The organism is Plantactinospora sp. B24E8 (genome assembly GCF_039871735.1).
Taxonomy (GTDB): domain Bacteria; phylum Actinomycetota; class Actinomycetes; order Mycobacteriales; family Micromonosporaceae; genus Plantactinospora.
Map to the genome: position 1 here is coordinate 53,689 of NZ_JBDPMH010000018.1, position 24,892 is coordinate 78,580.

The window sequence follows — 24,892 nt, forward strand, 5'->3', positions numbered from 1 at the left end:
GCCCCGTCCTGGGGTCAGCCGACCGGGCGGCCCGGCCCGTGCGGGTTGCCGGCGGTCAGCCGCAGGGTGAAGGCGCCCCGCTCCCGGCTCAACGCCACATGGTTGCAGGCCTGGTACGTGATCCAGAGGCCGAGCCCGCCCCGGGCGCCGTCACCGGTCGGCAGCAGACCGACGAACGGGTCGTCCGGCCCGTCGCCGGTGTCGCTGATCTCCACCACGATCCGGTCGTCCCCGGTCCAGATCCGGAACCGGGCCGGCGGCTCGCCGTGCCGCAGCGCGTTCGTCACCGTCTCGCTGACCGCGACGACCAGGTCCTCGACCTCGTCGGCCGGCACCTGTCCCCGGTCGGCGCCCTGGACCGCGTGCCGGGCCTCGGCGGGGGTCGGGTCGGTCAACTCGACCAGCGGTGTCGTCGCCTGCAACGGATCCGGCGGCACCGACCGCCGCTCGGTGAGGTACGCCTTCGGCTCGACGTAGCCGACGCTCGGCACGTGCCGGCCGTCGGCCGTGGCGACCCGGGGATGGGTGCGCAGCACGTCCTCGAGCACCGGATCGGGGGTGATCCGGGTGTCGTACGCGCACATGCTCCAGAGCGGGAAGTCGTCGTAGGCGTGGTTGATCGCCGACTCGTAGCGGGCCCACCAGTCCCAGGTCGGGCCGAACACCACCGGGTCCAGTTCGCCGATGATCCGGATCTGGCCGGCGCCTCCGGCCACGTACGAGGCGAGCAGTTCCCGGTACGACCGGATCGCGGCGGCCGGACGGGCGTACACGTCCCCGCCGGAGAGGAACGACACCCCCGAGTCGGCCGGCAGCACGGCCCGGAGCAGTGCCGCGTTCCGCTCACCGAAGGCGACCACCGTCGGCTCGCCCGCCTCGACCCCGCCGAGCAGGAACGGCACCGCGACGGCGAGCAGTTCCTCGGGCGAGGCGTACGTCACGGCCTCGTGGTAGTAGCCGTCGTGCCTTGCTGCGGCGCCGGTCCTCATCAGACCGCCGCCACCCGGATGCCGGTCAGGCCGAGCAGGTCGACCAGGCGGGCGGCGGAGGTCCGACCGCCGCGCAACACCACCTCGGCGCCGCGTCGGCGGCCGTACTCCCGCAACTGCAGTAGGCAGCGGTGGTCGACGAACCGCAGGTCGTGGGCCTGCACCACCAACTCACCGTCGACCGGTGCCAGGTCGGCGCGCTCCAGCGCGGTCACGAACAGCTCCTGGTGCAGTTTGTCCACCTCTCCCCGGAGCGCGGCGACGCCCTCGTCGGGCGTACAGGCGTGCAACCGGAACAGGACGTCCTCGGCGTTCGTCTGCGGATGCAGACAGGCCAGCTCGGCGATCGCCCGGTCGCCCAACTCGGGGCGGTGGTAGGCACACATCGCCGACATCGGGCGGACCCGCATGTAGCGGTCGACGAGATGCTCGTACCGGGAGAAGGCGGCGAGCTGGGTCGGGGTCCGGACCAGCGAGGTCACCTCGGCGACCACCCGGAACCCGGTGTAGCCGCTGGCCAGGGCCTCGTCGGTGGCGGCCGTGTAGGCGGCGACCTGCGCCGGCGGGTCGACCACCCGGTCGGCGCACGCGGTGGTCGACGAGACGACCCGGGCGGCGCCGCGACCGAGCGCGTCCGCGAACCCGGGGATGTCGCGCATCCGTTCGACCAGCCGGTCCGGCTCCTCCGGCCCGACATACCAGACCCGTTCACCGGCGGCGAGCCCTTCGGCCAGGAACTCGCGGGCCCGGGCGTCGAACGCGGCGGGGTTGTCGTAGGACCAGCAGACGTGCCGGTGAGGCGGAGACGGCGCCAGACCGCCGGTCATCCTGATCGGCCCCATGTGCCGAGCATATGTCGGCCGGGCTGGTCGGCCCAGTCGGCGCCACCGGCGGCACCGGGTGGATCTGGTGGGTCGGGCGGGTTGCCGACGAACCGCGTCACCGCCCGTCGCCGCTCCGACGCCGGGCGGCCTGGATCCGGGCCCGGGCCCGGGCCGTCTTGATCGCCCTGGTCAGGGTCCCGATGTCGTACGCGCCGTAGTGGCGGCGGCCGTTGATGAAAAACGTCGGTGTGCCGGAGACCCCGCTCACGTCGGCCGAGTCGATGTCGTCGGAGATCCGGTCGTCGTGGGCGCCGCCGAGCAGGTCCGCGGAGAACCGGTCCCGGTCGAGGCCGAGTTCGTCGGCGTACCCGATCAGGTCGTCGGCGGTCAGCGCGTCCTGGTGGTCGAGCAGCAGGTCGTGCATGGGCCAGAAGGCGCCCTGGGCCGCCGCCGCCTCGGCCGCCGCCGCCGCGAGCCGGGCCTGCGGGTGGACGTCGGAGAGCGGCAGGTGACGCCAGACGTAGCGCAGGTCGGCGTCGGTGAGCAGTTCCCGGACCACCGGCTCGGCCTGCCCGCAGTACGGGCACTGGAAGTCGCCGTACTCGACGATGGTGACCGAGGCCGTCGCCGGCCCCCGCACGTGGTCCCGGTCCGGGTCGACCGGCGGTACCAGGTCGACGAGCTGGTCGACGTCGCCGAGCAGGGCACGGGCCCGCCGGGGCAACGGCAGGGCCGCGGTGATCCGGAACACCACCCAGGTGACCAGGGACGCGATCAACACGGTGCTCAGCACCCCGACCTTCGCCTCGGCGAGCCGGGGACCGTCGAAGGCGATGGTGGCGATCAGCAGTGAGACGGTGAAACCGAGGCCGGCGATGGTGCCGCTGCCGAGCACCGCCGCCCAGCCGACCGCCGGGCGGATCCGGCCCCGGGTGAGCCGGCTCAGCAGCCACGCGATCCCGACCACCGCGATCGGCTTGCCGAGGACGTAGCCGAGGATGATGCCGAGGGTGACCGGGGCGGTGAAGGCGTGGGCGAGGAACCCCCCGCCGAGGCTGATCCCGGCGTTGGCCAGGCCGAAGATCGGGACGATCACGTAGCTCGCCCACGGGTGGTAGATCCGCTGGAGCCGGTCGTTGGGCGACAGTGACCGGGCCAGCCCCCAGGCGGCGGAGTGCGCCAGCTCCGGGGTCGGCTGTTCGCGGAACAGCCGGAAGCGTTCGCTGGCCCGTTCCAGCGCCCCGCGGTTCGGGGTGTAGGCGGAGGAGATCAGCCCGAGGGCGAGACCGGCGACCACCGGTTCCACCCCGCCGGCCAGCAGCGCCGCCCACAGGGCGACACCGAACGGCAGGTAGAGGAGCCCGCGCCGGACCCCGAGCAGGCGCAGCCCGAGCAGCACCGCGAACATCACCACCGCGACCACGAGCGGGGTCACCTTGACGTTCTCGCTGTAGACGACCCCGATCACGACCAGCGCGACCAGGTCGTCGACCACGAAGACGGTGAGCAGGAAGACCCGTACCTGCTGGGGGACGTTGCGACCGAGCAGGGCGAGCAGGCCGAGGGCGAGCGCGGTGTCGGTGGACATCGCCACCCCCCAGCCGTGCGCTCCGGCGCCGCCCCGGTTGAGCAGCAGGTAGATCAGTACCGGGATCACCATGCCGGCCAGGCCGGCGACGAGCGGCAGCACGAACCGTCGCCGGTCCCGCAGGTCTCCCAGGTCGAACTCGCGGCGGGCCTCCAGGCCGACGACGAGGAAGAAGAACGTCATCAGCCCCTCGTTGACCCAGGTGCGCAGGTCCTGGGTGACGCCGACGCTGCCGAGCCGGATCGACAGGTCGGTCCCCCACAGCGTCTCGTACGAGTGGCTGTCGACGTTCGCCCAGACCAGGGCCGCGACGATCGCCGCCACCAGGATGCCCGCGCTGCCCGACTCGGTGCGCAGGAACCGGCGCAGCGGGGCGGAGATGTCGTCCCGCCACACCGTCCGCCCACGCATCCCGGACGAAGGAGATCCAGTCACCGACGCTCCACCCGCCCCCGGTCGCCTCCCCGAGGTGTATCACGGGCATCCTGGGGTTCCGGACGGTTCCAGCGAATCCCGGCGGACCGGGCGGTGGCCGGGCCGGACGGCGGTCAGGCCGGACGGCGGTCAGGCCGGACGGCGGTCAGGCCGGACGGCGGTCAGGCCGGACGGCGGTCAGGCCGGACGGCGGTCAGGCCGGACGGCGGTCAGGCCGGACGGCGGTCAGCCCGGGACGAGCGTCGGTTCTGCCGTGCCGGTCGGCGGATACCGCGGTTCGGGCCGGGCGGTGGCCACCTTCAGCCAGGAGACCAGCGGCTCGGCGTTGCCGCGCAGCCACCCCAGGTCGCCGAATCCGCGGTCCCAGCCGGCCGCCTCCAGCGTCTCCGGACGGCACCCCCACAACCGGCAGAGCACCTCGTCGACCACCGCCGGCCGGTAGCGCAGCCGCAACAGCGGCCGGTGCGGGTCGGGATGCGGCAGCCGGTCGGTGAGCCGCAGCGCGGAGGCGACGATCCGGCGGGTCCGCTCCCGCACCTCCGGGCCGGTCAGCTCCGGCGGCAGACAGCGGTACGGCAGGACCTTGCTGTTGACCGTGCCGAACGCGCGGACCAGCACCCGCAGCATCGCCTCGGCCGCCGGCAGGTCCCGCTCGTCGGTGGTGAGCCAGCCCGATCCGGCGATCCCCTCGTCGGTCAGCCCCCGCTGCCGGGCCAGGTCGAGGGCCCGACGTTCGACCTCCGGCAGCGGAGTCCGTGGATCGGCGCCGACCAGCAGTCGCAGGACGTGCCGGCGGTGCAGGACCGGGAACTCGGGATGCAGGATCATCAGGGCGTTGATCACCTTGGCGTCGTTCACCCAGCGCTCCCCGACCGTCGCACCGTGGTGCCGGGTCCGCCACGCCTCGAAGAAGACCGTGCCGACCGACTCGATCGGGGTGTCGGCCTCGTCCCGTGGGCGCAGCCGCGGGTCCCCGGCCGCCGCCAGCCGCAGCAGTTCCCGGGCGTCGTCGGCCTTGGCGTCCATCGGGTGCGCCGCGGCCCAGGCGGCGTACCGGTCGTGGCTGTCCCGCAGCCCCGCCGCGTACGCCCGACGCCGCAACATCCGGGGCCCCCGGGCCCGGAACGGCACCTGCCGGGCACAGTCGAGCAGGGCGTGCGCCCCAGCCCGGTCGAGCACCCCGGCGTCGACCGCGGCGGCGAGCGAGACCCGCAGGTTGACCAGCGGTTCACTGAGCGGACGGTGGCCCTCGTCGGCCGGCCCGTGCACGATGGTCACCTCGTCGTCGTCGGTGACCACGCCGTCCCGGTAGAACTCGAAGATCCGGCCGACCCCCCGCATCCCGTACGGCCACAGCTCGGCGGCGCGCAGCGCGCCCATGCTGCTGCTGCCGGCGACGACGACTCCCCGGTCCAGGGCGTCGAGCAGTTCCTTGTGCCGAATCGGGGCGGTGAGCAGGAACAACCCGTCGATGATCAGCACCCGGTCGTTCGCGCGGGGCGCGAGCCGGAGCAGGTCGCCGTGCCGGATCGGCGGCAGCGGTGTGGCGCCGGGCAGCAGCGCGGTGACCTCGGCCGCCGGCAGGGTCGGACCGACGAAGACGTAGTCGTGGGGCATCAGTGTTCTCCCGGCCGTCGGGACATCTCGTGCAGGGTGTAGAAGTCGAGCCCCGGCGCGATCACCTTGCTGGCCGGGATGCCGACGTCGGCCCGGGTCATGTCGACCACGAAGGGTTCCATGCCGGTGACGTCCATGATCCGCCGTGCGCAGTGTCGTACCGTCGCCTCGACGTCGTGGCCGCCGACGTCGACCGAGCCGGTCACCGGGCCGAGGGTCCGGCGGTGCACGTTCGGGTTGGCCAGCGGGTCGGCGGTGACGTAGTGCGCCGCGTCGATGTCGTCCCGGGCCCCGGAGACGACGGCGAGCCGGGACTGGGCGGCCTCGGCCATCGCCCGGGCCGCGGCGAGCCCGGCGTCGAGGTGGCAGCCGAAACCGCCGCAGACGATCGGCAGGTCCGGTGACCAGATCGAGCAGGCGTAGGTGGGCACGCCCAGCCGGCCGGTCGCCTCGACCAGTTCCACCCAGCAGCCGGCGCCGCGCAGCGCGGCGAGTACCGCCTCGGCGACCGGGTGGCGGGCGGTCTCCGGGTCGACGTACCGGCGCTCGGCGAGCGGGGTGGTGCAGTACGGGGTGATCGAGTCCCGTTCGATGATCTCGAGCAGGGCGTGCAGGGTCGCCTCGGCGGCGGTGTTGCCGGTGGCCAGGCCGTTGCTGCTGGGGTGGAACAGCACGTCGTGCCAGGGCAGCACGCCGGTGAAGTCGAGCCGGACCAGGTCGATCGGCGCCAGGTAGGTGGCCCCGGTCAGCAGGCCCCGGCCGACGACCCAGTCCAGCACCGTCGTGTCGGTCAGCGGGGAGCGCTGCGCCAGCTTCAGCGCGCGTACGTCGTACCCGACGCCGACGTCACGGGCGGCGCCCCGGGCCACGACCGTCAGCCGGTCGTTCTCGGCGTGCCAGGTCTCGATGCTCTCCATCGCGGCGCTGACCCACGCCTGCACGGGGTCGAGTCCGGTGCCCAGACTCACCGACAGGGTCCGCCCGCAGGGCCGGTACGCCACACAGGTCGGCAGTCCGATCTCGTCCAGGCCGGTCACGTCCGCGACCCGGGTGATCCCGAACCGGGACAGGACCGGCCGGACCCGCTCCCGGGTCTGCTCCGGGCTCGCGCTGCGGAACGGACTGGTCACCGGCCCGGTGCCGGGCGGCGCCACCGCCACCGCCGCTCCCCGCTCGTACGACATCTCGGCTCCTCTCCACACCCGACCCCGACCGGCCCGTCACCGTCACCGGTGGCGGAAACCGGGCGGCCCGGGCGGTGGTGAGCCGCCCGGGCCGCCGGTGTCGAGCCGTCCGGTGACGCGTGGTCGATCAGGTGCTGACGTAGCAGGCGATGATGACGACCGGCGCGTCGGCGGCGGCGCCACCGCCCGCGACGGTCTCCAGCTCCTTCTCGTCGAGTTCGCTGAGGTCGACCAGCGGAGCCGCCGGCACGTGCAGGATGTGCCGACCGGGGGTGCTGTTCCAGTCGTCGACCAGCTGCGCCGAGGCGAACAGCCCGTCGGCCTGGCTGCGGTCGAGGACCACCTCGGCGTCCGGCGTCACCGGCAGGCCGGCCTCGATCGCGTACTTCTTCGGGTTGGCGAGCAGCTTGCGCTCCTCCGCCTCGTCCTGCCACACCTTGCCCATGATGGTGGTGTACTTGCTCAGGAACTCTTCCTGTTCGGCACTCACGGCGCTTCCTTTCCGCAGGGATTGACGACTGGCAGTCCCGGCTGATGTCGAAAACGTACAAGCGACGGAATCGCCGACTCAAGGAAACGGGTGCGGTTTACATCGTTCCGAGCCGGCACGGGTCATTGCTGCCACTGATCCGTGAAATCGTCAGGTCGTGCTGCAGCACGGGCAGCAGCAGGCGCAACTCGCGTCAATTCCGCCGACCACCCGGTCCAGTTCGTCCTCGTCGAGCTCCCCCGGCGCGAGCGGCTCGACGCGGGGGATGAACAGGGTGAGGACACCGCTGTCCACGGCGGCCTCCCAGGCCCGTACCTGGACGTCGATGTTGGGCTCGGCATCCGCCGTCTCCCGTACGACGCGGATCTCGACCCCTTCCGGCACCGGCAGGCCGTGCTGGGCGAGCAGGCCCCGCGGGTCGTCGGTGAGCTGCCGCTCGGCCGCCGGGTCGGCCCAGACCTCGGCGACCAGCCTGCTGTACGCGGCGATGAACATCGCCCTGTCCTTCGGCGCCATCAGTTGTCCTCCTTGGACCGTTTCGGATACGCCGCCAGCCGTGACGAAAATGGGTACGGCCGGCACGGAAAATACTGCGACCAGATGGTGGAGACGCGCCAGAGAAGAGACCGGACGGCACGAATACGGTCCACGACGACGCGACGCGTGGCACGAATCGGTGTCGGATCCCACTCCGCCCACGCACATACCACACGGGTCGTCCGTGCTCGGATTGTACGAGATTCGGACCGGCGCCCGGCAGTAGTAGTTTCACCTATACCCGTCGGCCGTACGCATTGATAGGTTCGCATCGCCCGCGCGACCCGAGGAGTGCCATGACGGCGAGCCTGTCCCCCGTCGGCGACCGCGCCGGTGCCGCCCCGGTCCCCGAGCGGTACACGATCGACGGTCTCGCCCGGGCGGTCGGCATGTCGCCCCGCAACATCCGGGCGCACCAGGCCCGGGGGCTGCTCGCCCCGCCGACCCGGGTCGGCCGGACCGCCTACTACACGCCGGCGCACGTACGCCGGCTGGAGAGCATCAAACTGCTCCAGCGGCAGGGCTTCAACCTGGTCGCCATCGAGGCGATGCTCGGGGTACGCCGGCCCACCGCGACCCCGACCGAGCCGCTCGCCGCCGCGCTCTCCCGGCTCGCCGCCGACCATCCCTCGCTGGTCTACACCCTGGCCCGGCACGGCGTGCTGGAGCGCACCGGGGACGGTTCGATCCGGGTCACCCGGGCCCGGGCCGTGCAGCCCGCCCTCGAACTGCGGCACGCCGGGGTGCCGGTCCCGGCCGCGCTGGCCCTGCTCGGCGAGGTGCTGGACACGCTGCGGGTGGTCGCCGAGGAGGTGGTCCGCAGCACCGGCACCCGGATGCTGGCGCTGCGGCGTACCGGCCCGACCGCGACCTCGTGGGAGCAGTTGGACCAGGAGACGACGGCGTTGACCCGCAGCCTGATCGGGCTGCTCAGCGAGGCGTTCCGGGTGGTGGCCGAGAATTCGGGCGAGGCCGCGATCGCCGAGTTCGTCGCCGCACCGGTCGCCCTCGACCTGCAGATCGAGGACGGACAGCCGGTCGACAACGGTTGACCGGGGCGGGTCGGTCCGGCCCGCCCCGGTCGGCTCACCCCTCCCCGCCCAGCTCCCGGTCCATCGCCTCCGGGGTGTCCAGCGCCTGGGAGCTGGCCTGCAGGAGCTGGCGGGAGGCGAGCCGGTGGAACAGCCCGCTCTCGTCCATCATCAGGCTGCGGTAGCTGCCGCGCTGCACGATCCGACCCCGGTCCATCACCAGGATGGTGTCCGCGTCCATCACCGTCGACAACCGGTGCGCGATGATGATCCGGGACGCCGCGAGTTCCCGGGTGCTGGCTGTCACCACCTCCTGGGTCCGGTTGTCCAACGCGCTTGTCGCCTCGTCGAAGAAGAGCATCCGGGGCCGGTTGATCAGCGCCCGGGCGATCAGGACCCGCTGGCGCTGGCCGACCGACAGGGTGCCGCCGCCGACCGGCACCATCGTCCCGAGCCCCATCGGCAGCTGCCCGATGTCCTCCTCCAGGCCGGCCAGCCGGACCGCCTCCCAGACCTGGTCCAGGGTGAAGCTCGATGCGCCGCAGATGTTCTCCCGCAACGTGCCGGCGAAGAGCATCCCGTCCTGGAGGACCACCCCGCACTGCCGACGTACCGCCTGCAGGTCGAGTTCGGTCAGGTCCTGGCCGTCGTACTGCACGGCGCCGCTGCGCGGCTGTTCGAAGCCGAGGAGCAGCCGGAGCAGGGTCGACTTGCCACAGCCGCTCGGGCCGACGATCGCCACGAACTCGCCGGGCTGCACCTCGAAGGAGACGTCGTCGAGGACCGGCGGCGCGTCCGGGTGGTAGCCGAAGGTCACCTCCCGCATCGCGACCCCGCCCCGCAGCTCACCCGGGTCGGTCCGCTGCGGCTGCCGTTCCGGCTCGGCCGCCAGGATGTCGTGCAGGTTCTCCAGCCGGGGCACCGCGGCCACCACCTCGACCCCGGTCATCACCAGCACCAGCAGGGCGCCGAGCAGCAGCGTGAAGGCCAGGTTGACGACGAAGAAGCCGGCCGCGTCGACCGCGCCGTCGAGCGGGCCGGCGAGCAGCGCGAACATCGCCAGCATGCCGCCGATCGGCAGCGCGCCGGCGACCGCGGCCAGGGTCGCCTGCACCCGGCGTACCCGTTGCAGCTCGGCCCGGGCGGCGGAGCTGGCATCCGACCACCAGCTGTAGGCGCGGTCCTCGGCGCCGGCCAGCCTGACCTTGCTGATCGCGCCGAGCAGCTGGTTGGTCCGGGCCGCGGCCCGGTGCTCGGCGGGCAGCGCACGACGCTGCCGGCGGATCACCGCCCGGCCGATACCGGCGGTGAAGGCCGCGGCGAGGGCGACCATCGCGAGACCGCCGGCCGCGAGCGGCGGGCTCACCACGGCCAGCAGCACGAGGTCGGCGACGACGGTGGCCAGCGCGGTGACCGCGGCCGGGGCCAGGCCGCTGAGCGACTCCCGGACGAAGGTGACGCCGAGCATCGAGTTGGCGAGTTCCCCACTGGAGGTCCGGGTGAAGAACCGGACCGGCAGCCGCATCAGCCGGTCCCAGAGTGCAAGCTGGGCGCCGACCTCGGCCCGGCCCTCGAGCCGGAGCAGCCGCAGGTTCTGCACGACCGCGGCGAGCGCGGCGAGCAGGGCGCAGGCGACCAGCACGCTGGCCAGCTGGACCAGCCCGATCGACGCGTTGTCGCTGGCTACCGAGCCGAGGACCTTGCCGGTGACGATCGGTGCCGCGAGCCCGAGGGTCGCGGCGACCGCCGCCGCGCCGAACAGGCCGACCAGGTCACGGCGGCCGCTGCGGGTCGCGGCCCGGATCAGGTGCCCGAACCCGGCCCGCTGCGGCAGCGGCAGCTGGATCACCGTGGCCGCGCGTTCGTAACGACCGGCCCGCGCGGCGTCGATCACCACCGCGGCCCCGGTCTGCGGGTCGACCGCCCGGTACCGACCGCGCCGGAACACCAGCGCGACCGCCGTCGGCGGCCCCGGCTCGTCGTCGGTCGCCGCCTCGTCGGGTACGGCCGGCTCCGGCGTACCGGCGGTCGGTGTCCCGTCCGACGTGGTCGGTGTCCCGTCCGACGTGGCCGGGGCGGGCGCCGGCCGGCACCAGCCGATCAGCGGGCCGAGGTCCCGCCGCCACCACTGGGCCGGCAGGCGTACGTCGCGCAGGTGCAGGGCGGAGCTGCGGGCGACCGCCCGGATCGCCTCCCGTTCGTCCGGGACCGCCAGTCGGCGGTCGGCCGGTTCGCTCACCGTCACCCCGGTCTCCGCGGTGAGCAGCCGGAGCACCGCGGCGACCCGCTGGTAGAGGTCCAGGTGGGCGACCTCGGCGGTCGGCGCGCCCCGGCCGCCGCCGCCGACCACGCCGTACGCCTGGCGGGCCGCGCCGGCCACCACCGCCGCGTTGACCCGCTTGCGCCGGTCCAGCCCGGCGACCAGGTCCACGTCCGCCGCCGCGATCCGGACCCCGATCAGCTCGACCAGCCGGACGAAGTGGTCGTCGAGGGCGTCCCAGAGTTGCCCGGCCCGCAGCAGTTGCCAGCCGCTGAGCGCCTCGACGGTGCAGTCCGCCCGCGCCGAGATCCAGTCCCGGCGGGCGAGCAGCAGCAGCCCGTCGTTGCCCCAGGTGTCGGCCGGACCGCCGTCGTTGCGGACCACGGTCCCGCCGATGATCCGCAACCACCACAGGCCGGCGGCACCGGTCAGAGTCGCGCCGCCGGCCAGCGACGAGATCTCCCGGGGGCGCAGCGTCGCGGCGGTCCGGGGGGCCTGGCCCCGGCGCAGCGAGTCGGCGACCGCGGTCAGCCCCCGCTCCAGCGCGAAGACCGCGGCGCGCCCGGTCTGGGTGGCCGCGCCGTCCTCGGCCGGGTCGGCCCGGGCCGCCTCCTCGATCCGGCGCCGGCCCGGCTCGTCGAGGCAGCGGATCTCGGTGCCGGGCAGCGGTACGAGGATCAGCCGCCACCGGCCGAGCACCGCCGGGCTGGGCACCATCGCCTGCTCGGGCAGCCGGGCAACGAAGTGCCGCCGGGAGACGGGCACCGTGGCAGGGCTCTCGTCGGCGGCTCCGGCGGCTCCGCCCCCGCCGTCCGGGGTGTCCGCCCGCACCGCGAAGAGGTCCGCCTCGCCCCCGAGTACGACGTACGCGGCCTGGCCGCCGTCGAGTCGTACCGTGCCGGACGGTGCGGGGGTGGCCAGGCCGACCAGCCGCTCCCAGCCGGCGATCCTGCGCGCGTTGACGGTGTGCACGGCGATCCCTGCCCTCTCCTGTGGACGCGTCAGTGCTCGCGGACCAGTCGCGCGTACGCGCTGTTGCGGGCGATCAGCTCGTCGTGGCTGCCCCGTTCGACCTCCCGGCCCCGGTCCAGGACGACGATCAGGTCGCAGTCCCGGATCGTCGACAGCCGGTGCGCCACGATCAGGCAGGTGGCGCCCCGGCGGCGCAGGTTCCGGTCGATCAGCTGCTCGGTCTCGGCGTCCAACGCGCTGGTCGCCTCGTCGAGGATCAGCACCCGGGGGTTGCGGACCAGGGCCCGGGCGATCTCCAGCCGCTGCCGCTGCCCGCCGGAGAAGTTCCGGCCGCCCTCCTTGACCAGGCTGGCCAACCCGCCCGGCCGGCCGGCGACCTCGCCGAGGATGGCGGCGTCCCGCAGCGCGGCGATCACCTGCTGGTCGTCGATGGTGGGGTCCCAGAGGGTGACGTTGTCCCGGACCGTGCCCTCGAACAGCAGCCGGTCCTGGTCGACCATGGCCACGGTAGCGGCCCAGAGTTCCACGTCGGTCTCCAGCCGCTGCCGGCCGTCCACGGTGATCCGCCCGGACCACGGCTGGTAGAGGCCGGCGACCAGTCGGCCGATGGTGGACTTGCCGCTGCCGGAGCCGCCGACCAGCGCGACCCGGCTGCCCGGAGGCACGTCCAGGTCGAAGTCGACGAGCAGCGGCGCGGTCAGCGGGTTGTAGCCGAAGGTCAGCTTCTCGATCCGCAGGTGGCCCTCCAGCGGGGCGAGTGGGCCGACGTGTGCCGGCTGGGCGGGCAGCGGATACCGTTCCACGTCCCGCAGCCGGTTCAGGTCGGCGCTCATGTCCTGCAGTCGGGAGCCGAGCGCGGTGAGGTTGGCCACCGGCCGGTTCATCGCGGCGACCAGGCCCTGCATCGCGACGAGTACGCCGATCGACAGCGCGCCCTCCACCACCCGTTCGCTGCCGAGGATCAGCAGCACGGCGGTGTTCAGCGCGGCCAGCAGGGCCGGCACCACGGAGAGCACCGCGGTCGGCACCCCGAGCCGCTGCTGGCCGGAGGCGACGGCCGCCCCCCGGGCCGCGAACCGCTGGTAGCCGACCTCCTCCTCACCACCGGCCTTGATCGTCTCGATCATCTGGATGTTCGTGTAGACGCTGGCGAAGAGTTTGCCGCGGTCGGCCTGCAGGCTGGCGACCGCGGTGGACCGGGTCGCCGAGACCTGCCGCAGCACCAGCACGTTGAGCCCGGCGAAGGCGACCGCACAGAGGCCGAGCAGCAGGTCGTACTGGCAGAGCAGGATCCCGTACGCGCCGACCAGCGCGCAGTCGACGACGGTGGTGGCGACCCGTCGGGTGAGCACCTCGGCGACCACCTCGTTGCCGCGGACCCGTTGGGCCAGGTCGGCGGCCTGCCGCTGGTTGAAGAAGGAGATCGGCAACCGCAGCAGGTGCCGGAAGAACCGGGCACTGGCCGACAACGCCAGCGCGGACTCGGCGCGGACCATCAGCCGTTGCTGGACCAGCCCGGCGACCAGGGTGAAGCCGACCGCGACCGCCATCGCGGCGGCCAGCCCGGCGAACGCGGAGTCGTCGCCGGCCAGCAGCACCCGGTCGACGAAGACCCGGACCAGCGCCGGGGTGGTCAGGCCGACCACCGCGATCAGCAGTCCGAGCAGGACGGTCAGCGGCAGCACCGAGCCAAGGTTGCGCCAGCGTTGGGCGAGCGCCCGCAGCACCCGGAACCGGCTGCCGCCCCGGGCGAAGTCCGGCCCGGGACGCATGGTCAGCACGATTCCGGTGAACGAGCCGTCGAACTCGTCCCAGCTCACCGCCCGGGGACCGGTCGCCGGGTCGTTGAGCCAGACCTTGCAACCGAGTCCCTCGAGGACCAGGAAGTGCTCGAAGCGCCAGAACAGCACGGCCGGCAGCGGTACGTCGGCCAGCCCGGAGATCTCCATCTGGAAGCCCCTGGCCTCCATGCCGTACCGGCGGGCACCCTTGAGCACGCTGGCCGCGGTCGAGCCGTCCCGGCTCACCCCACAGGTCTCCCGCAGTTCCTCCAGCGGCACGTGCCGGCCGTGGTGGCCGAGGACGATGCCGAGCGCGGCGGCCCCGCACTCGACCGCCTCCATCTGGATCAGGGTGGGGGTGCGGACCCGCCGCCGACGCGGCCGGGGCGGTGTCGGGGCGGCGACGTCCCCGAGGTCGATCGTCGGCGCGGTCACCGCTTCAGCAACCAGTCGATCGGGTGCTCGACCGCGACGGTGAAGCTCGCGGTCACCGCGCTGACCGAGTTGAGCTGGAACGGCGGGGACTGTTTCGACCAGCTCAGCCCGGTCGGGGAGTCCGGGTCGGGTTCCAGCGGTACGGCGACCCGGATCACGCTGCCGCCGGCCAGCAGCCGTCGTACGTCGGCACCGCTGCCGAGGAACGCCCGCAGCGACTCCTCGGTCTCCGGGAACGCGCCGACGGTGGCGACGGTGCCGCGCAGCTTGCCGAAGATGGTGCTCGGCACCGCCTCGGCGACCACTTCGACCTGGTTGCCCGGGCGCAGCAGCGGTGCCGAGGAGGCGGCGACGTAGACCACCGCCTGGAGGTTGTCGTCCGGCGAGTCGAGCCGTTCCATGTCGGCGATCCGGGTACCGGGCTGCAGCAGCTGCCCCTCGGAGATCATCCAGCTGACCACGTACGCGTCCCAGGGGGCGTTGACGATCACGATCCGCTGGTCGGCGGTACGCAGGCTGTACAGCGGGGTGCCCTTGGCGACCCGGTGGTTGAGTGCCCCCCACACCTCCATCACCTGGCCGCCCTCGACGGCGTCCAGTGGGGAGACCCCGGCAGAGTGGATCAGCACCCCGGCCGCCTCCACCACCCGCCGTACCTCGGTGGTGGTGGACCAGGTGGCGGCGAAGCCGACCGCCAGGGTGAGCGCCACCGCGGTCAGCCAGGTCGGCACCCCGGCCAGCCGGACCGCCTCGTCCAACTGCTCCGGTGCGTCGAGCCGGCGCAGCGCCTGCCGTCGGTACTTCATGCCCGTCCCTCCCGCGATCCGGATCCGTCGGCGGCCGTCGCGGCACGGCAGGAGCCGAGCAGGAAGTCGGCGACGCTCGGCTCGACCAGCGGATCGACCCCGGCCAGGTCGGCGAAGGCCGCGGACTGGCCGGCGCCGAGCGCGCACGGCGCCAGTCCCATCGCGGTCGCCACCAGGTACATCAGGCCGGTCAGCACGCCGGCGTCCTTGAGCAGCAGTGGGTACGCCAGCCCCTCGTACTTCCACTTCAACCGCTCCAGCCGGGCGGTGACCACGAGCAGCACCTGCGGTGGCGCGGTCATCGCCCCGGCGCTGCGGGCGTACTCGACGAGTTTGCTGCCGACCACCGCGCGCTCGGCGAGCAGCTCCAGCCGGTGCCCGACCGCGTCGTAGTGGTAGAGCCCGGCGGCCAGCCCCGCGCACCGGGTCACCACCGGATAGATCTCCAGCTCGCAGAGGCTGCCGGCGGTCGGGTACGGCCGCCGCCCCACCTGCTGCCCGGCGGCCTCGCCCAGGTGCATGGTGTGCTGCACCCGGTAGAGGAACTCGGCGAGCTGGTCGACGGTGAGCGGGTTGGCGTCGTCGTGTTCCCGGATGCTGCGTCGGGCCCGGACCACCTCGGTCAGCGGGTCGTCACGCTTCGCCGCCAGCTCCATGTCCGGTACGGCGAGCGGCACGGTCCGGACCCCCGGGAAGACCCGGCGCAGCGGCGCCGGGGCGAAGGTGTCCCGGAACGGGTAGGTGGCGCCGACCGGTGCCACGTGCCCGCCGGGGCGGGACCGGTCGTGCACCGCCAGTTCCTCCGTCGCCCAGTACGCCAACCGGGGGTCGGTCTCCTCCTCGGCCCGCTCGGCGGCGGTGCCCAGGATCCCCGCGGTGAGCAGTTCGTCGAGGACCCGTCCGGCGGTCTGCTCGTCGACGTCGAGGGCGGTCGCCGCATCGGTCGGCGTGACGCCCCGGGCGGCCAGGCCGAGCAGGGTGACCAGGGCCGGGTCGAGACGGTCGAGGACGGTCCGGCCGAGCGGGGTCCGGGCGGTCAGCCCGTCGTCGCCGGGGCACAGCGTCGCGAACCGACTCAGCCGGTACGTGGTCGCCGGATCGTGGCGGCGGGAGACCGGGGCACTGCCGGCGCCGAGTCCCCGGGGTACGACGTCGAGCAGCACCCGGTCCGCCACCGTCAGCCGGCGCCGCAGCCAGGAGTGCGCGACCAGTCGACGTAACAGGACCTGGGCCCGGAGCACCTGTCCCTCCCCCTCCAGGCCGCTGACCAGCCGGTGCAGTTCGAGGTCGTCGACCCACCGTTCGGCGAGCCGGAGCACCAGTGCCCGGCCGCCGACCCCGAGGTTGTCCAACGGCAGCCGGAACCGGGTCTGCCGTAACGCCAGTCCGCCGTCGGCGGCGAGCAGCTGGGCGTCGGTCCGCAGCCGGTAGCTCTCCCGGACCCGGGGCCGGTCGGTGGCCGCCCCGGCGTCGTGGGGGTCCCTCATCTTCCACACTCCCACCGTCGGTCAGAGGTCGTCGCCTCACACGAAAAGGTCAGAAGAAGACGCTGAGCGGGTTCACCGCGTCCTCGTCGGCCGCGTACGGTGTGCGGCCGAGCCGGGCCGGCACCGTCCAGAGCCGTCCGGGGCCGAGCCGCCGCCAGAAGTGCCGCAGTCCCGGGACCAGCACCTTGACCACCGCCAGCTCCAGTTCCGGCCGGGACTGGTTCAGCACGATCACCTCCAGCCCGGCGTCGGCGGCCAGGCTCACGCAGTGCCGGACGTCCCCGGCGACGTCGCCGGTGGTCAGCGACGGCCGGGTCGCCACGGTGCTCGGCGGCGTCGTCGGGTCGGGTGCCAGCCACGGCTGCTCGGCAACCCGGACGGTGCGGTACCAGCGCACGGTGTCCGGGTCGGTGACGCCGTACCGGGTCCGGCCGTCGAGGAACCGGGAGACGATCGGCAGGAACTGGTTGAGTTCGGTCAGTGCCCGGCCGAGCGCGACCCGGGGGTCCAGGTGGGCGCCGAAGCCGACGATGACGTCCTCGGTCGGGCGGGCGGTGTGCCGGGACACCGCCGCGTACGTCGGGACGCCCAGGTCGGCGGTGACGTCCAGCACCCACAGGTCCCGGGCCAGCGTGTCGGCGTAGTGCCGGCGCAGCGCGTCGATCCAGGGGTCGGTGAACGAGTCGAGGTCCACCCCCGGCACCCGGGAGCGGTGGTACCACCACAGCGCCACCGCGTCCCGCTCGACCAGTTCGCAGAAGCCCTGCAGGATCGCCTCGCTGACGGTGGCGCCGGCGGCGCAGCCGTTCGAGTCCGGGCCGCAGATCCCGAGGTTGACCTCCGGGTGGCCGTACCAGCAGTAGGCGGCCGGGATCTCCCGGGGCGCGTCGGCGGTGAGCGACCAGCCGGTGCTCCAGTCGATCTCGCGATCGTCCGGCTGCGGCAGCGGCACCTGGTGGAAGTGGCCGCCGGAGCGGTTGAACCGGTCCCGGTCCCGGTACTGCCGGTCGGAGAAGAGCAGCAGGTCCCGCAGGTGCACCGCCCGGTCCGCGCCGAGCTGGGCGTAGCTGGCCCGGTGCACCGGGCGGTCGGCGCGCCACACCGCGCTGTACCGTTCGATCGCCTCGCCGATCGCGCTGACCTTGGCCTGCAGCCGGGTCCGGCCCTTGCCGCCGGAGAGGCCACGCAGGCTCTTGCGCAGCCCGACCGGGTGCCGGGCGAGCGCGAAGTTGTGCCCGGAGAGGTAGCTGTAGGTGAGGTTCTCCTCCTCGTCGAGCGCGTCGAGGCGGGTCACCACCCCGAGGTAGCGGCTGACGTGCCGGGAGAGCAGCCGGTAGGTGTCGGCGGTGTCCCGCAGCCGGGTGCCGCCGTCGGTCTCGCCGGTCGGGGTGCCGCCGGTGAGCACGATCCGGGCGTCGGCCTTGCGGGTCAGGTCCGGGTCGCCGCAGGCCGGGCACTGTGGCTGCCGGACCAGTTCGTGCTGGGTGGCGGTGTGGTCGCGGGTGTCGAAGGTGAGCATCCGGCCGGTCAGCCGGGCGGACCGGCCGGTGAGGCCGAGGACCGGCAGTTCGGCGGCGAGCAGTCCGGCCGCGACCAGGCTGGTCGCCGGCAGCGCGGCCCGGGCGGCGACCGGGCGGGGCCGGTCCGGGGCGTGGCCGGCGAGGAAGCTCTCCACCTGCTCGTTGTCCGTCCACCGCTGACGCAGACACTCCCAGCAGCCGGTCTCGTCCGGGACCAGGTGCGGGCCGAGCACGAGGACGCCGCCGTGCGGTCGGACCAGCGTCCACGGCACACCGGCGTCCAGGCAGGCCCGGTTCAGCGCGGCCAGTCGGGGGTCCAGCACACTTCCCGGTACGGCGACGACGAGCCCCGCCGGACCGACGACGGGTCCCGCCGCCGCTGTCCCATGCCCGTCCGCCGGACCGGTCGGGGCGGCGCCGGTCGGGGCGGCGTCGGTCGGGGCGGCGTCGGTCGGGGCGGCGCCGGTCGGGGCGAAATCCCGGAGTCGTCGGGTCAGGTCCCGGGCCGTCACGTCGACCACCTCGACCCGGTCGACGCAGCCGGTCAGCGCGGCGGCGAGTCCGCGCAGGCCCGGGGAGCCGGCGTCGACCAGCAGCACCTGCCCGGTCCGGCCCCACCACTCGGCGGCGTCCGGTGCGATCTCCCGGGCGTCCCAGCCGGCGGCCCGGGCGGCCCCCACCCCGGTCGGCCCGTACGTCAGCAGTCCCAGCTCCGCCATCCGGCGCAGCGCGCCGGCCACCGCGGCGACCGGATGGCGGGGCGCGAGCGCGGCGGTGAGCACCCCGACGTCCCGGGTGCCGTCCAGCAGCGGCGCCAACTCGGCGGCGACCGGGTCCTCGATCAGCAGGTTCCGTTCCTCGCCGACCACGACCAGGTAGTCGCCGTCGTCGCCGGCAACCGGCACGGGCTGGTAGTCGGCTCGGAACCGTGGTCGTCGCATCGGTGCCTCCGGGTCGCCGTACCGTCGGTCAGGACGTGGTCACCTTGGTCGGGGCGTCGCTGAGCCCGAGCACCCGGGCCGGGGAGCCCTCGGCGTCCGGAACCAGCAGCAGGAAGACCTCCACCCGGGACACCGACACGGCGGGACCGCGTACCCCGTCCCGCTCGCCGAGGGCGATCATGTCGGGGCTCTCGGCCGGCAGGACGACCGGTGCGCGGTTGCCGGCCGCCGGGGCGACCCGGTCGGTGACGTACATGGTGAGCAGGGCGAGGGTGCCGCCCGGGGTGCGGGCCGCGCAGGCGGACCATTCGGCGCTCTGCATGGTGCGCTCGACCGTCATCCTCGCCGCCGCCATCTGCTGCTGGTAGATGGTCCAGCCGGCGGCGAACTGCTGGTCGAGCAGCGGGCTGGAGGCGACCAGCGAGGTGTCCGCGCGGTCGGTGGCGATGGTCCGGGCCAGCAGTTCGGTGGCGATCGCCTTGCGGCTGCGTTCGCCGACCGCCTCGGCCGACGGCACCGCCGGGCTGGCCGACAGGTCACCGATCGCCGGCACCGCCTCCCGACTCACCTGGACGTGGTGACTCAGCTTCCAGTCGCCGACCGGGGTACGGACGAACTGGCTGAAGTCGACGTAGGTCGACTCCTCGCCGGTGATCCGCAGCGTGGCGCTGACCAGGAAACACCGGGGGTCGGTGCCGGGCAGGGCGAACTTCGGGTCGACGTGCTGGAAAGCCGGCTGGGTCCGCTTGTGGTAATCGGCCCGCCGGACCCCGGCGAGACTGGCGTCAAGGGCCGGGGCGGTCTCGAACCGGGCGAGCGCGTCCGGGTCGCCGGCGGTGGAGGCCGCCGAGTCGCCCTCGTCGAACGCGGCCAGCACCTCGGCCGCCTGGGTCGCGCCGAATCCCGACGCGGCCGCCGACGGGGTGCCGCCGGCGGACACCGCCTGGTCTGCGCCGCAGCCGCCGAGACCGAGCAGCAGGACCAGTCCGAGTGCCCACCCCTGTCGCCGACGTTCCACGCTGGCCTCCCACCACCCCGGCGGTGGCGTCCGGAATGCACCACCGTCGAAGCGAGTATCGGCCGGTCGCGGCGTTGGATCTTCGGTTGGCGCCGGACCGTGCCGACGCCCCGCAACCGTGTCACGGATCGGTGTCATCGTCGTCCCGGCCACGACACCGGGCCCGGTAACGACGGACCGGGTCGCCGGGTGTCCCGTCATCCGGCCGCGTCCCAGGTCCGGGCGGCCAGCAGGCAGACCAGCGCGGCCCGGGAGGCGACCCCGAGCTTGCGGTAGATCCGCATCAGGTGCGCGTCCACGGTACGGGGGCTGAGCTGCAGCTGTCGGGCGATCAGTCGGGTGGTCGCCCCGGTCAGGGTCAACCCGGCGACCTCACGCTCCCGGTCGGTCAGCAGCGTCAGCGGATCCGCACCGACCGACGGTGGGGTGTCCAAGGTGATCCGGCAGCGGGGCACCGGCTCGGCCACCGCGCACCGGGGCCGACGCGGCGGTCCGGCGCCCGGCCGGCCGGCGAGGACGAGCAGCAGCGGCCCCGGGACCGGATACCGGGCCAGGTGCGCGATCAGGTCCGCCGAGGCGGGATCCGCCCAGTGCAGGTCGTCGAGGACCAGCACCAGACCCGAACCGACCCGGGCGGCCACCGCCCGCCGCCAGGCGCGGTAGAGCTGGTAGCGGGCCACGCTGAGCCGCTCGCCGCAGCCCTCCCGGGCCACCACCGCCCACAGCTGGTGCTTCGCGCCCAGGTGCTCGGCGACCTCGTCGCCGAAAGCGTGCAGGAAGACGTGGAACGGGATCCGCCGCTCCGCCTCGGCCGCCGACCCGGCACAGACCGTGGTGCCGGGTCGGTCCAGCCGGCGCAGCGCCTCGACGATCAGCCGGGACTTGCCGGTACCCGGGCCGCCGACCACCTCGACGATCCCCTGCCGTCCGGTGTCCAGCCCACGGACCGCCGCCTCGATCCGGGCGAGTTCCGCCGTCCGGCCCACGAACGGCGCCGGACCCGGGAAGTCCACCGTCAGGGTCACCACCACTCACCCCATCCGCACCGTCGCCCGGCCGAGCCGCTCCAGGCAGATTCCGATCTGGGTCCGCGCCTCCGGGTCACCGGTGGCGGCGTGGACCTCGGTGAAGTCGACGAGCGCCTCCTCGTACCGGCCGGCTCCGGCGAGTGCCGTGCCCCGGTTGAACCGGACGGCGGGGTTGTCGGCGAGGGCGAGCGCCCGACCGAAGTCGGTCACCGCGTCGGCCAGCTCACCCCGGTCGTACGCGGCCGCGCCCCGGGCCGCCCAACCGTCGGCGAAGTCGGGATGTGTGGTGACGAGTCCGGTCAGCACCCGGGTCGCCGCCGTCGGGTCGTCGGCCGTCAGCAGCTGCCCCTGGACACAGCGCAGGTGCGGGTTCTCCGGATCCAGCGCCAGCCCGTCCCGTACGTCGTGCCAGGCGCCGTCGGCGTCGCCGAGGTCGAGGCGGAGCCCGGCCCGGTTGACGTACGCGTCGAGGTGGGTCGGGTCCAGCTCCAGCACGTACCCGAAGTCGGCGAGCGCCCCGGCCAGGTCGCCGAGTTCGACCCGGGCGTCACCCCGGTTGTAGTACACCTCCGGGAACGGCGGGGAGAGCGCCAACGCCCGCTCGTAGCAGTCGACCGCCTCGGCGGGCCGGCCCAGCCGGCGCAGCAGGTTGCCCCGGTCGAAGTGGTACTCCGGATAGTGCGGGTCGGCGGCGATCACCGCGTCGAGGTCGGTCAACGCGTCGTCGTACCGGCCGAGGGCGGCGTACACCTGCGAGCGGTTGTGCCGCAGCACCGAGCGGTGCAACGCGTGCTCGGTGTCGTCGAGGTCCTGCTCCAGCCGGTCGATGCCGTTGCTGACCAGGGTCAACGCCTCGTCGAGCCGGCCCTCGTGCACGGCGACCAGCGCCAGCCCGTTCTGGTTGAAGACGGTCTTGAACGCCCGGATCTTCGGGTCCGGCAGGCACTGCGCGATCGCGATCGCCAGGTTGGCCCAGCCCCGGGCGGTGTGGTGGTCCTGGTGCTCCTTCGGCAGGTAGCGGGTGTGCAGCATGGCGGTCGCGTACGCCGCCTGCAGGTGCACCATCGGGGCGGTGGTCTGGGCCCGGGCCTCGTGGTAGAGCGCCAGGGCCTGCTCGGGCAGGCCGAGCGCGGCCAGTGAGGTGGTCATCTTGGTGGTGAACGCCCACCAGTGGTCGAGCTGCCCGGTCCAGTCGACGGCCGCGCGTCCGCGTTCCCCGTAGTCGACGGTGGCGTGGTAAAAGCCCATGTCGACGCAGTAGTCGAGGGCCGCGCGCAGCGCGTCGGCACCGGCGCCGGCCGGGTCGGTCCCGTGCTCGGCGTGGTACGGGAGCGCGCCGAGCCGCACCGACCATTCCGGATGCCCGGTCAGTTCGGCCACCCGCTCGTCGTGCAGCCGGGCCCGGTCCGCCGGGTCGAGCCGCTGGTACGCCGCCCGTACCCGGGGGTCGTCGTCGACGCAGTCGTCGGTGACGTACCGGCGGGCCAGGTCCAGGTCGGACCCCTCGGGCAGCCCCGGCGGCGGGGTCGCGGCGGCGACCACCTCGGTGGCGTACCGGCGCAACGCCTCGGACAGGGACGCCGCCAGCGGACCCGGCGGGGCGACAAGGTCGTCGGTGTCGGTGGCGATCACCAGCCGGAGCAGCTCCGGGTCGGCGCGGCGCAGCAGGACGGCGCAGAGTTCCTGGTCGGTGGGGTCGGCCCGGTGCAGGTTGTCGACCAGCAGATACCGGGGTCCGCCGCCGAGCCGGCGCAGGTGGTCGTTGAGGAACTCGACGAGACCGTGCGCGATCCGCAGCGTCCGGAGCCGGGAGTAGAACCGGGTCCGTTCCTCCGGAACGGCGAGCGAGGTCAGGGTGTGCCGGGTCGCCGGGATCAGGTCCCGCAGCTCCGGGGCGAGCGAGAGCACCTCCACCTCGTGCCGGCTGACCAGCTCCGGGTAGCGGCGCCACGCCTCCGGGACCACCGTCCGCAGCAGTTGACCCGCGGCCGTGTACGGCCCGCGACGCCTCCGGTGCGCGTCCACCTCGGCCAGCACCGCCCCCGCCGGGATCGTCCCCGCCGGCACGGCACCGGGCAACCGGCTCCGGTGCGCGTCCACCCCGACCAGCACCTCGCCCGCCGCGACCGCGGTGAGCAACCGCCGCCGGTCGTGCCGGTGTCGGGCCCTGATCCAGTGGTGCGCCGGCCCCGACGGCCCGTCGCCTGCCGGTCGGCTCCGGCGGTCCGGCGGGTCCGGCGGCCCGGCTGGTGCGCCAGCCGGTTCGATGTCAGGCATGCGGTCGCGCCTCCCTAGGCGATGACGTGACGGGGTTGCGGGGCACGGTTCCGGCGCTCCCGGACCATCACCGCGACGAGCAGGACCAGCTGACCGACGTTGAGGCCGAGGAAGACGACCGAGTCGGCCAGGCCCACCAGGTCCGGTTCGGTGAAGAAGCGGCCGAGGACGCCGCTGGCGAACCGGTACACCGCCGGCAGCATGTAGACGAGCGTCGACAGGCCGACCGCGTAGCCGACCACCACCAGCCAGCTGTACCAGCGGCCGATCCGGCGGTCGACCGGATGGAACAGCGACTCGTCGTACCGCCGGTCCCGGCGGCCGAGCCATCGGTTGACCCGGTTGCGCAGCATCCGCACTGCCGTGGTGTGCAGGTCGACGCAGCCGAAGACGGTGGTGAAAAGGTGGTAGAGGTCGGTACGGAGAAAGAAGTAGAACTGCCAGACGGTACGCAGCACGGTGCCGAACGCCAACGCCAGACAGATCCGACCGGCCAGCGGGATGCTGCCGTCGGGTTCCCGGAGCACCGCCGCGACAAGCGTCAACGCTGCCACGGTGAGTACGTCGGCACCGATCCCGGCCAGCATCGGCAGGTACCGCTTGCGGCGGGGCACCACCACCAGTCCGTCCAGCGACGTCTCCAGCACCAGCCGGCCGAGGCGGTGGCTGAGCGAGAGCCGGGACCGCAACCCGAGCCGGCGGCCGGCGAGCGCGTGGGCGCCCTCGTGCAGCAGCATCAGCGGAATCTGCCCGAGGAAGAGGGTGAGTTCGATGACCGAGTAGTAGTCGGTGAAGAAGATGTGGTCGTAGTGCGGTGCCAGGTCGGGTCGGGCCACCATCACCGCGATCGCGGCGGTGACCAGCAGCGCGTACCCGGCGAAGGCGACCGGGGAGAAGAGGGCCCGGCCGAGGCGCTGCCAGCGCACCGGGCCCGGTGCCGTGGCCAGGTCGGACGATCCGCCCGGACCGGCCGACCCGTCGCCGCCGGCCGACCCGTCGCCGCCGGCCGGCCGGTCGTCCCCGGCCGGGCGGATGAACTCCAGTTCGGCGAGGGTGTCCAGCAGTTCGGCGACGTCGACCGGCTCGCCGTAGGTGTCGGCGTACCACTGCGCGGCCTGCCGGGGCGTGGTCCCGGCGGCGAGCCGGCGGACCAGTTCCGCGCCGTCGGGCGGGAAGATCGCGTACGAGTCGACGTCCGGCCGGCCCACCGTGACCGCGTCGGCTTCCTCGAGGTAGACGAGCGGGTGCAGGCGTACCACCCGGTCGAGCTGACCGGTCTCCATCGGGGTCCCTCCTATCACCCTCGCGACTCGACCGCCGCCACGGCACCGCCTCAGAAACGGCACCGCATCCGCGGCACCGCCGCGGGAACGCCCACCGCGTCCACGGCGTCGCCCGGCCGCGTGACCGGCCACCTGACCGGCCAACCGGGCCTGCCCCGGCCGGGCGACTCCGGCGGATCAGTTCACCCAGGGCCAGATCGGACCGGGCAGGGACGGGCCGCACGTGTCGCCGTAGATCGCGGAAGCGGCGGCGGTCAGCCGGACCGGGCCCGCCTTGCGCACCACGAGCTTCTTCAGCGGCCGGGTCTGCGGGTGGGACATGGGATTCACCTCCTTCGACGAGTAGGTGCCCCACTCTGCCCGCCGTCGGCCGCCCTAGGATCCGGAGA

General features: G+C 73.8%; 18 protein-coding genes. 1 reads left to right on the forward strand and 17 read right to left on the reverse strand.

Translation table 11 applies throughout. The features are described from left to right. Positions 1 to 14: 14 nt before the first annotated feature. From ABGB21_RS23595 to ABGB21_RS23625, 7 genes are all read right to left on the reverse strand, one after another. Positions 15 to 989 (reverse strand): sensor histidine kinase, encoded by a 975-nt coding sequence (locus tag ABGB21_RS23595; protein WP_347679567.1) that lies wholly within the window; start codon positions 987 to 989, stop codon positions 15 to 17. Then, positions 989 to 1,831: an MEDS domain-containing protein gene (locus tag ABGB21_RS23600; RefSeq protein ID WP_347679569.1), complete on the reverse strand. Its 843-nt coding sequence runs from the start codon at positions 1,829 to 1,831 to the stop codon at positions 989 to 991. Before ABGB21_RS23600 ends, ABGB21_RS23595 begins: the two co-directional genes overlap by 1 nt. 97 nt (positions 1,832 to 1,928) lie before the next feature. Beyond that, positions 1,929 to 3,836, reverse strand: coding sequence for a Na+/H+ antiporter NhaA (gene nhaA / locus ABGB21_RS23605; RefSeq protein ID WP_347656049.1), 1,908 nt, complete (start codon positions 3,834 to 3,836; stop codon positions 1,929 to 1,931). Positions 3,837 to 4,061: 225 nt separating this feature from the next. Then, the gene (locus tag ABGB21_RS23610; protein ID WP_347656047.1) at positions 4,062 to 5,453 is read right to left on the reverse strand and encodes a TfuA-like protein; all 1,392 of its coding nucleotides are present in this window, start codon (positions 5,451 to 5,453) and stop codon (positions 4,062 to 4,064) included. After that, positions 5,453 to 6,637, reverse strand: coding sequence for a YcaO-like family protein (locus ABGB21_RS23615; protein ID WP_347679571.1), 1,185 nt, complete (start codon positions 6,635 to 6,637; stop codon positions 5,453 to 5,455). The genes ABGB21_RS23610 and ABGB21_RS23615 overlap by 1 nt, the downstream gene beginning before the upstream one ends. Before the next feature lie 127 nt (positions 6,638 to 6,764). After that, positions 6,765 to 7,127: a hypothetical protein gene (locus ABGB21_RS23620; RefSeq protein WP_347656044.1), complete on the reverse strand. Its 363-nt coding sequence runs from the start codon at positions 7,125 to 7,127 to the stop codon at positions 6,765 to 6,767. Positions 7,128 to 7,277: 150 nt separating this feature from the next. Continuing rightward, complete coding sequence (locus ABGB21_RS23625; protein WP_347656042.1) at positions 7,278 to 7,643, reverse strand: hypothetical protein; 366 nt, start codon at positions 7,641 to 7,643, stop codon at positions 7,278 to 7,280. Between the two features lie 317 nt (positions 7,644 to 7,960). Between ABGB21_RS23625 and ABGB21_RS23630 the strand changes: the two genes are divergently transcribed. Then, a complete protein-coding gene (locus tag ABGB21_RS23630; protein WP_347656040.1) occupies positions 7,961 to 8,716 on the forward strand; it encodes a MerR family transcriptional regulator in 756 nt (251 codons plus the stop codon). Between the two features lie 34 nt (positions 8,717 to 8,750). On the opposite strand, the gene ABGB21_RS23635 is transcribed toward ABGB21_RS23630, so the two are convergent. From ABGB21_RS23635 to ABGB21_RS23680, 10 genes are all read right to left on the reverse strand, one after another. Further along, entirely contained in the window at positions 8,751 to 11,927 is a 3,177-nt protein-coding gene (locus ABGB21_RS23635) for an ATP-binding cassette domain-containing protein (protein ID WP_347656039.1), read from the reverse strand. 29 nt (positions 11,928 to 11,956) lie between these two features. After that, positions 11,957 to 14,143: an NHLP family bacteriocin export ABC transporter peptidase/permease/ATPase subunit gene (locus ABGB21_RS23640; RefSeq protein WP_347679573.1), complete on the reverse strand. Its 2,187-nt coding sequence runs from the start codon at positions 14,141 to 14,143 to the stop codon at positions 11,957 to 11,959. Next, positions 14,140 to 14,949: an HlyD family efflux transporter periplasmic adaptor subunit gene (locus ABGB21_RS23645; RefSeq protein ID WP_347656036.1), complete on the reverse strand. Its 810-nt coding sequence runs from the start codon at positions 14,947 to 14,949 to the stop codon at positions 14,140 to 14,142. The genes ABGB21_RS23640 and ABGB21_RS23645 overlap by 4 nt, the downstream gene beginning before the upstream one ends. Further along, positions 14,946 to 16,436, reverse strand: coding sequence for a SagB family peptide dehydrogenase (locus ABGB21_RS23650; RefSeq protein ID WP_347679575.1), 1,491 nt, complete (start codon positions 16,434 to 16,436; stop codon positions 14,946 to 14,948). The genes ABGB21_RS23645 and ABGB21_RS23650 overlap by 4 nt, the downstream gene beginning before the upstream one ends. A 49-nt stretch (positions 16,437 to 16,485) precedes the next feature. Next, the gene (locus ABGB21_RS23655; protein WP_347679577.1) at positions 16,486 to 18,897 is read right to left on the reverse strand and encodes a TOMM precursor leader peptide-binding protein; all 2,412 of its coding nucleotides are present in this window, start codon (positions 18,895 to 18,897) and stop codon (positions 16,486 to 16,488) included. Positions 18,898 to 18,925: 28 nt separating this feature from the next. Further along, complete coding sequence (locus ABGB21_RS23660; protein ID WP_347679579.1) at positions 18,926 to 19,915, reverse strand: hypothetical protein; 990 nt, start codon at positions 19,913 to 19,915, stop codon at positions 18,926 to 18,928. Between the two features lie 197 nt (positions 19,916 to 20,112). Beyond that, positions 20,113 to 20,940, reverse strand: coding sequence for a LuxR family transcriptional regulator (locus ABGB21_RS23665; protein WP_347679581.1), 828 nt, complete (start codon positions 20,938 to 20,940; stop codon positions 20,113 to 20,115). 6 nt (positions 20,941 to 20,946) lie between these two features. Continuing rightward, positions 20,947 to 23,220, reverse strand: coding sequence for a tetratricopeptide repeat protein (locus tag ABGB21_RS23670; protein WP_347679583.1), 2,274 nt, complete (start codon positions 23,218 to 23,220; stop codon positions 20,947 to 20,949). A gap of 14 nt (positions 23,221 to 23,234) precedes the next feature. Next, complete coding sequence (locus ABGB21_RS23675) at positions 23,235 to 24,503, reverse strand: hypothetical protein (RefSeq protein WP_347679585.1); 1,269 nt, start codon at positions 24,501 to 24,503, stop codon at positions 23,235 to 23,237. A 177-nt stretch (positions 24,504 to 24,680) separates the two neighbouring features. Continuing rightward, the gene (locus ABGB21_RS23680) at positions 24,681 to 24,824 is read right to left on the reverse strand and encodes a hypothetical protein (protein WP_331216643.1); all 144 of its coding nucleotides are present in this window, start codon (positions 24,822 to 24,824) and stop codon (positions 24,681 to 24,683) included. Positions 24,825 to 24,892: the final 68 nt, after the last annotated feature.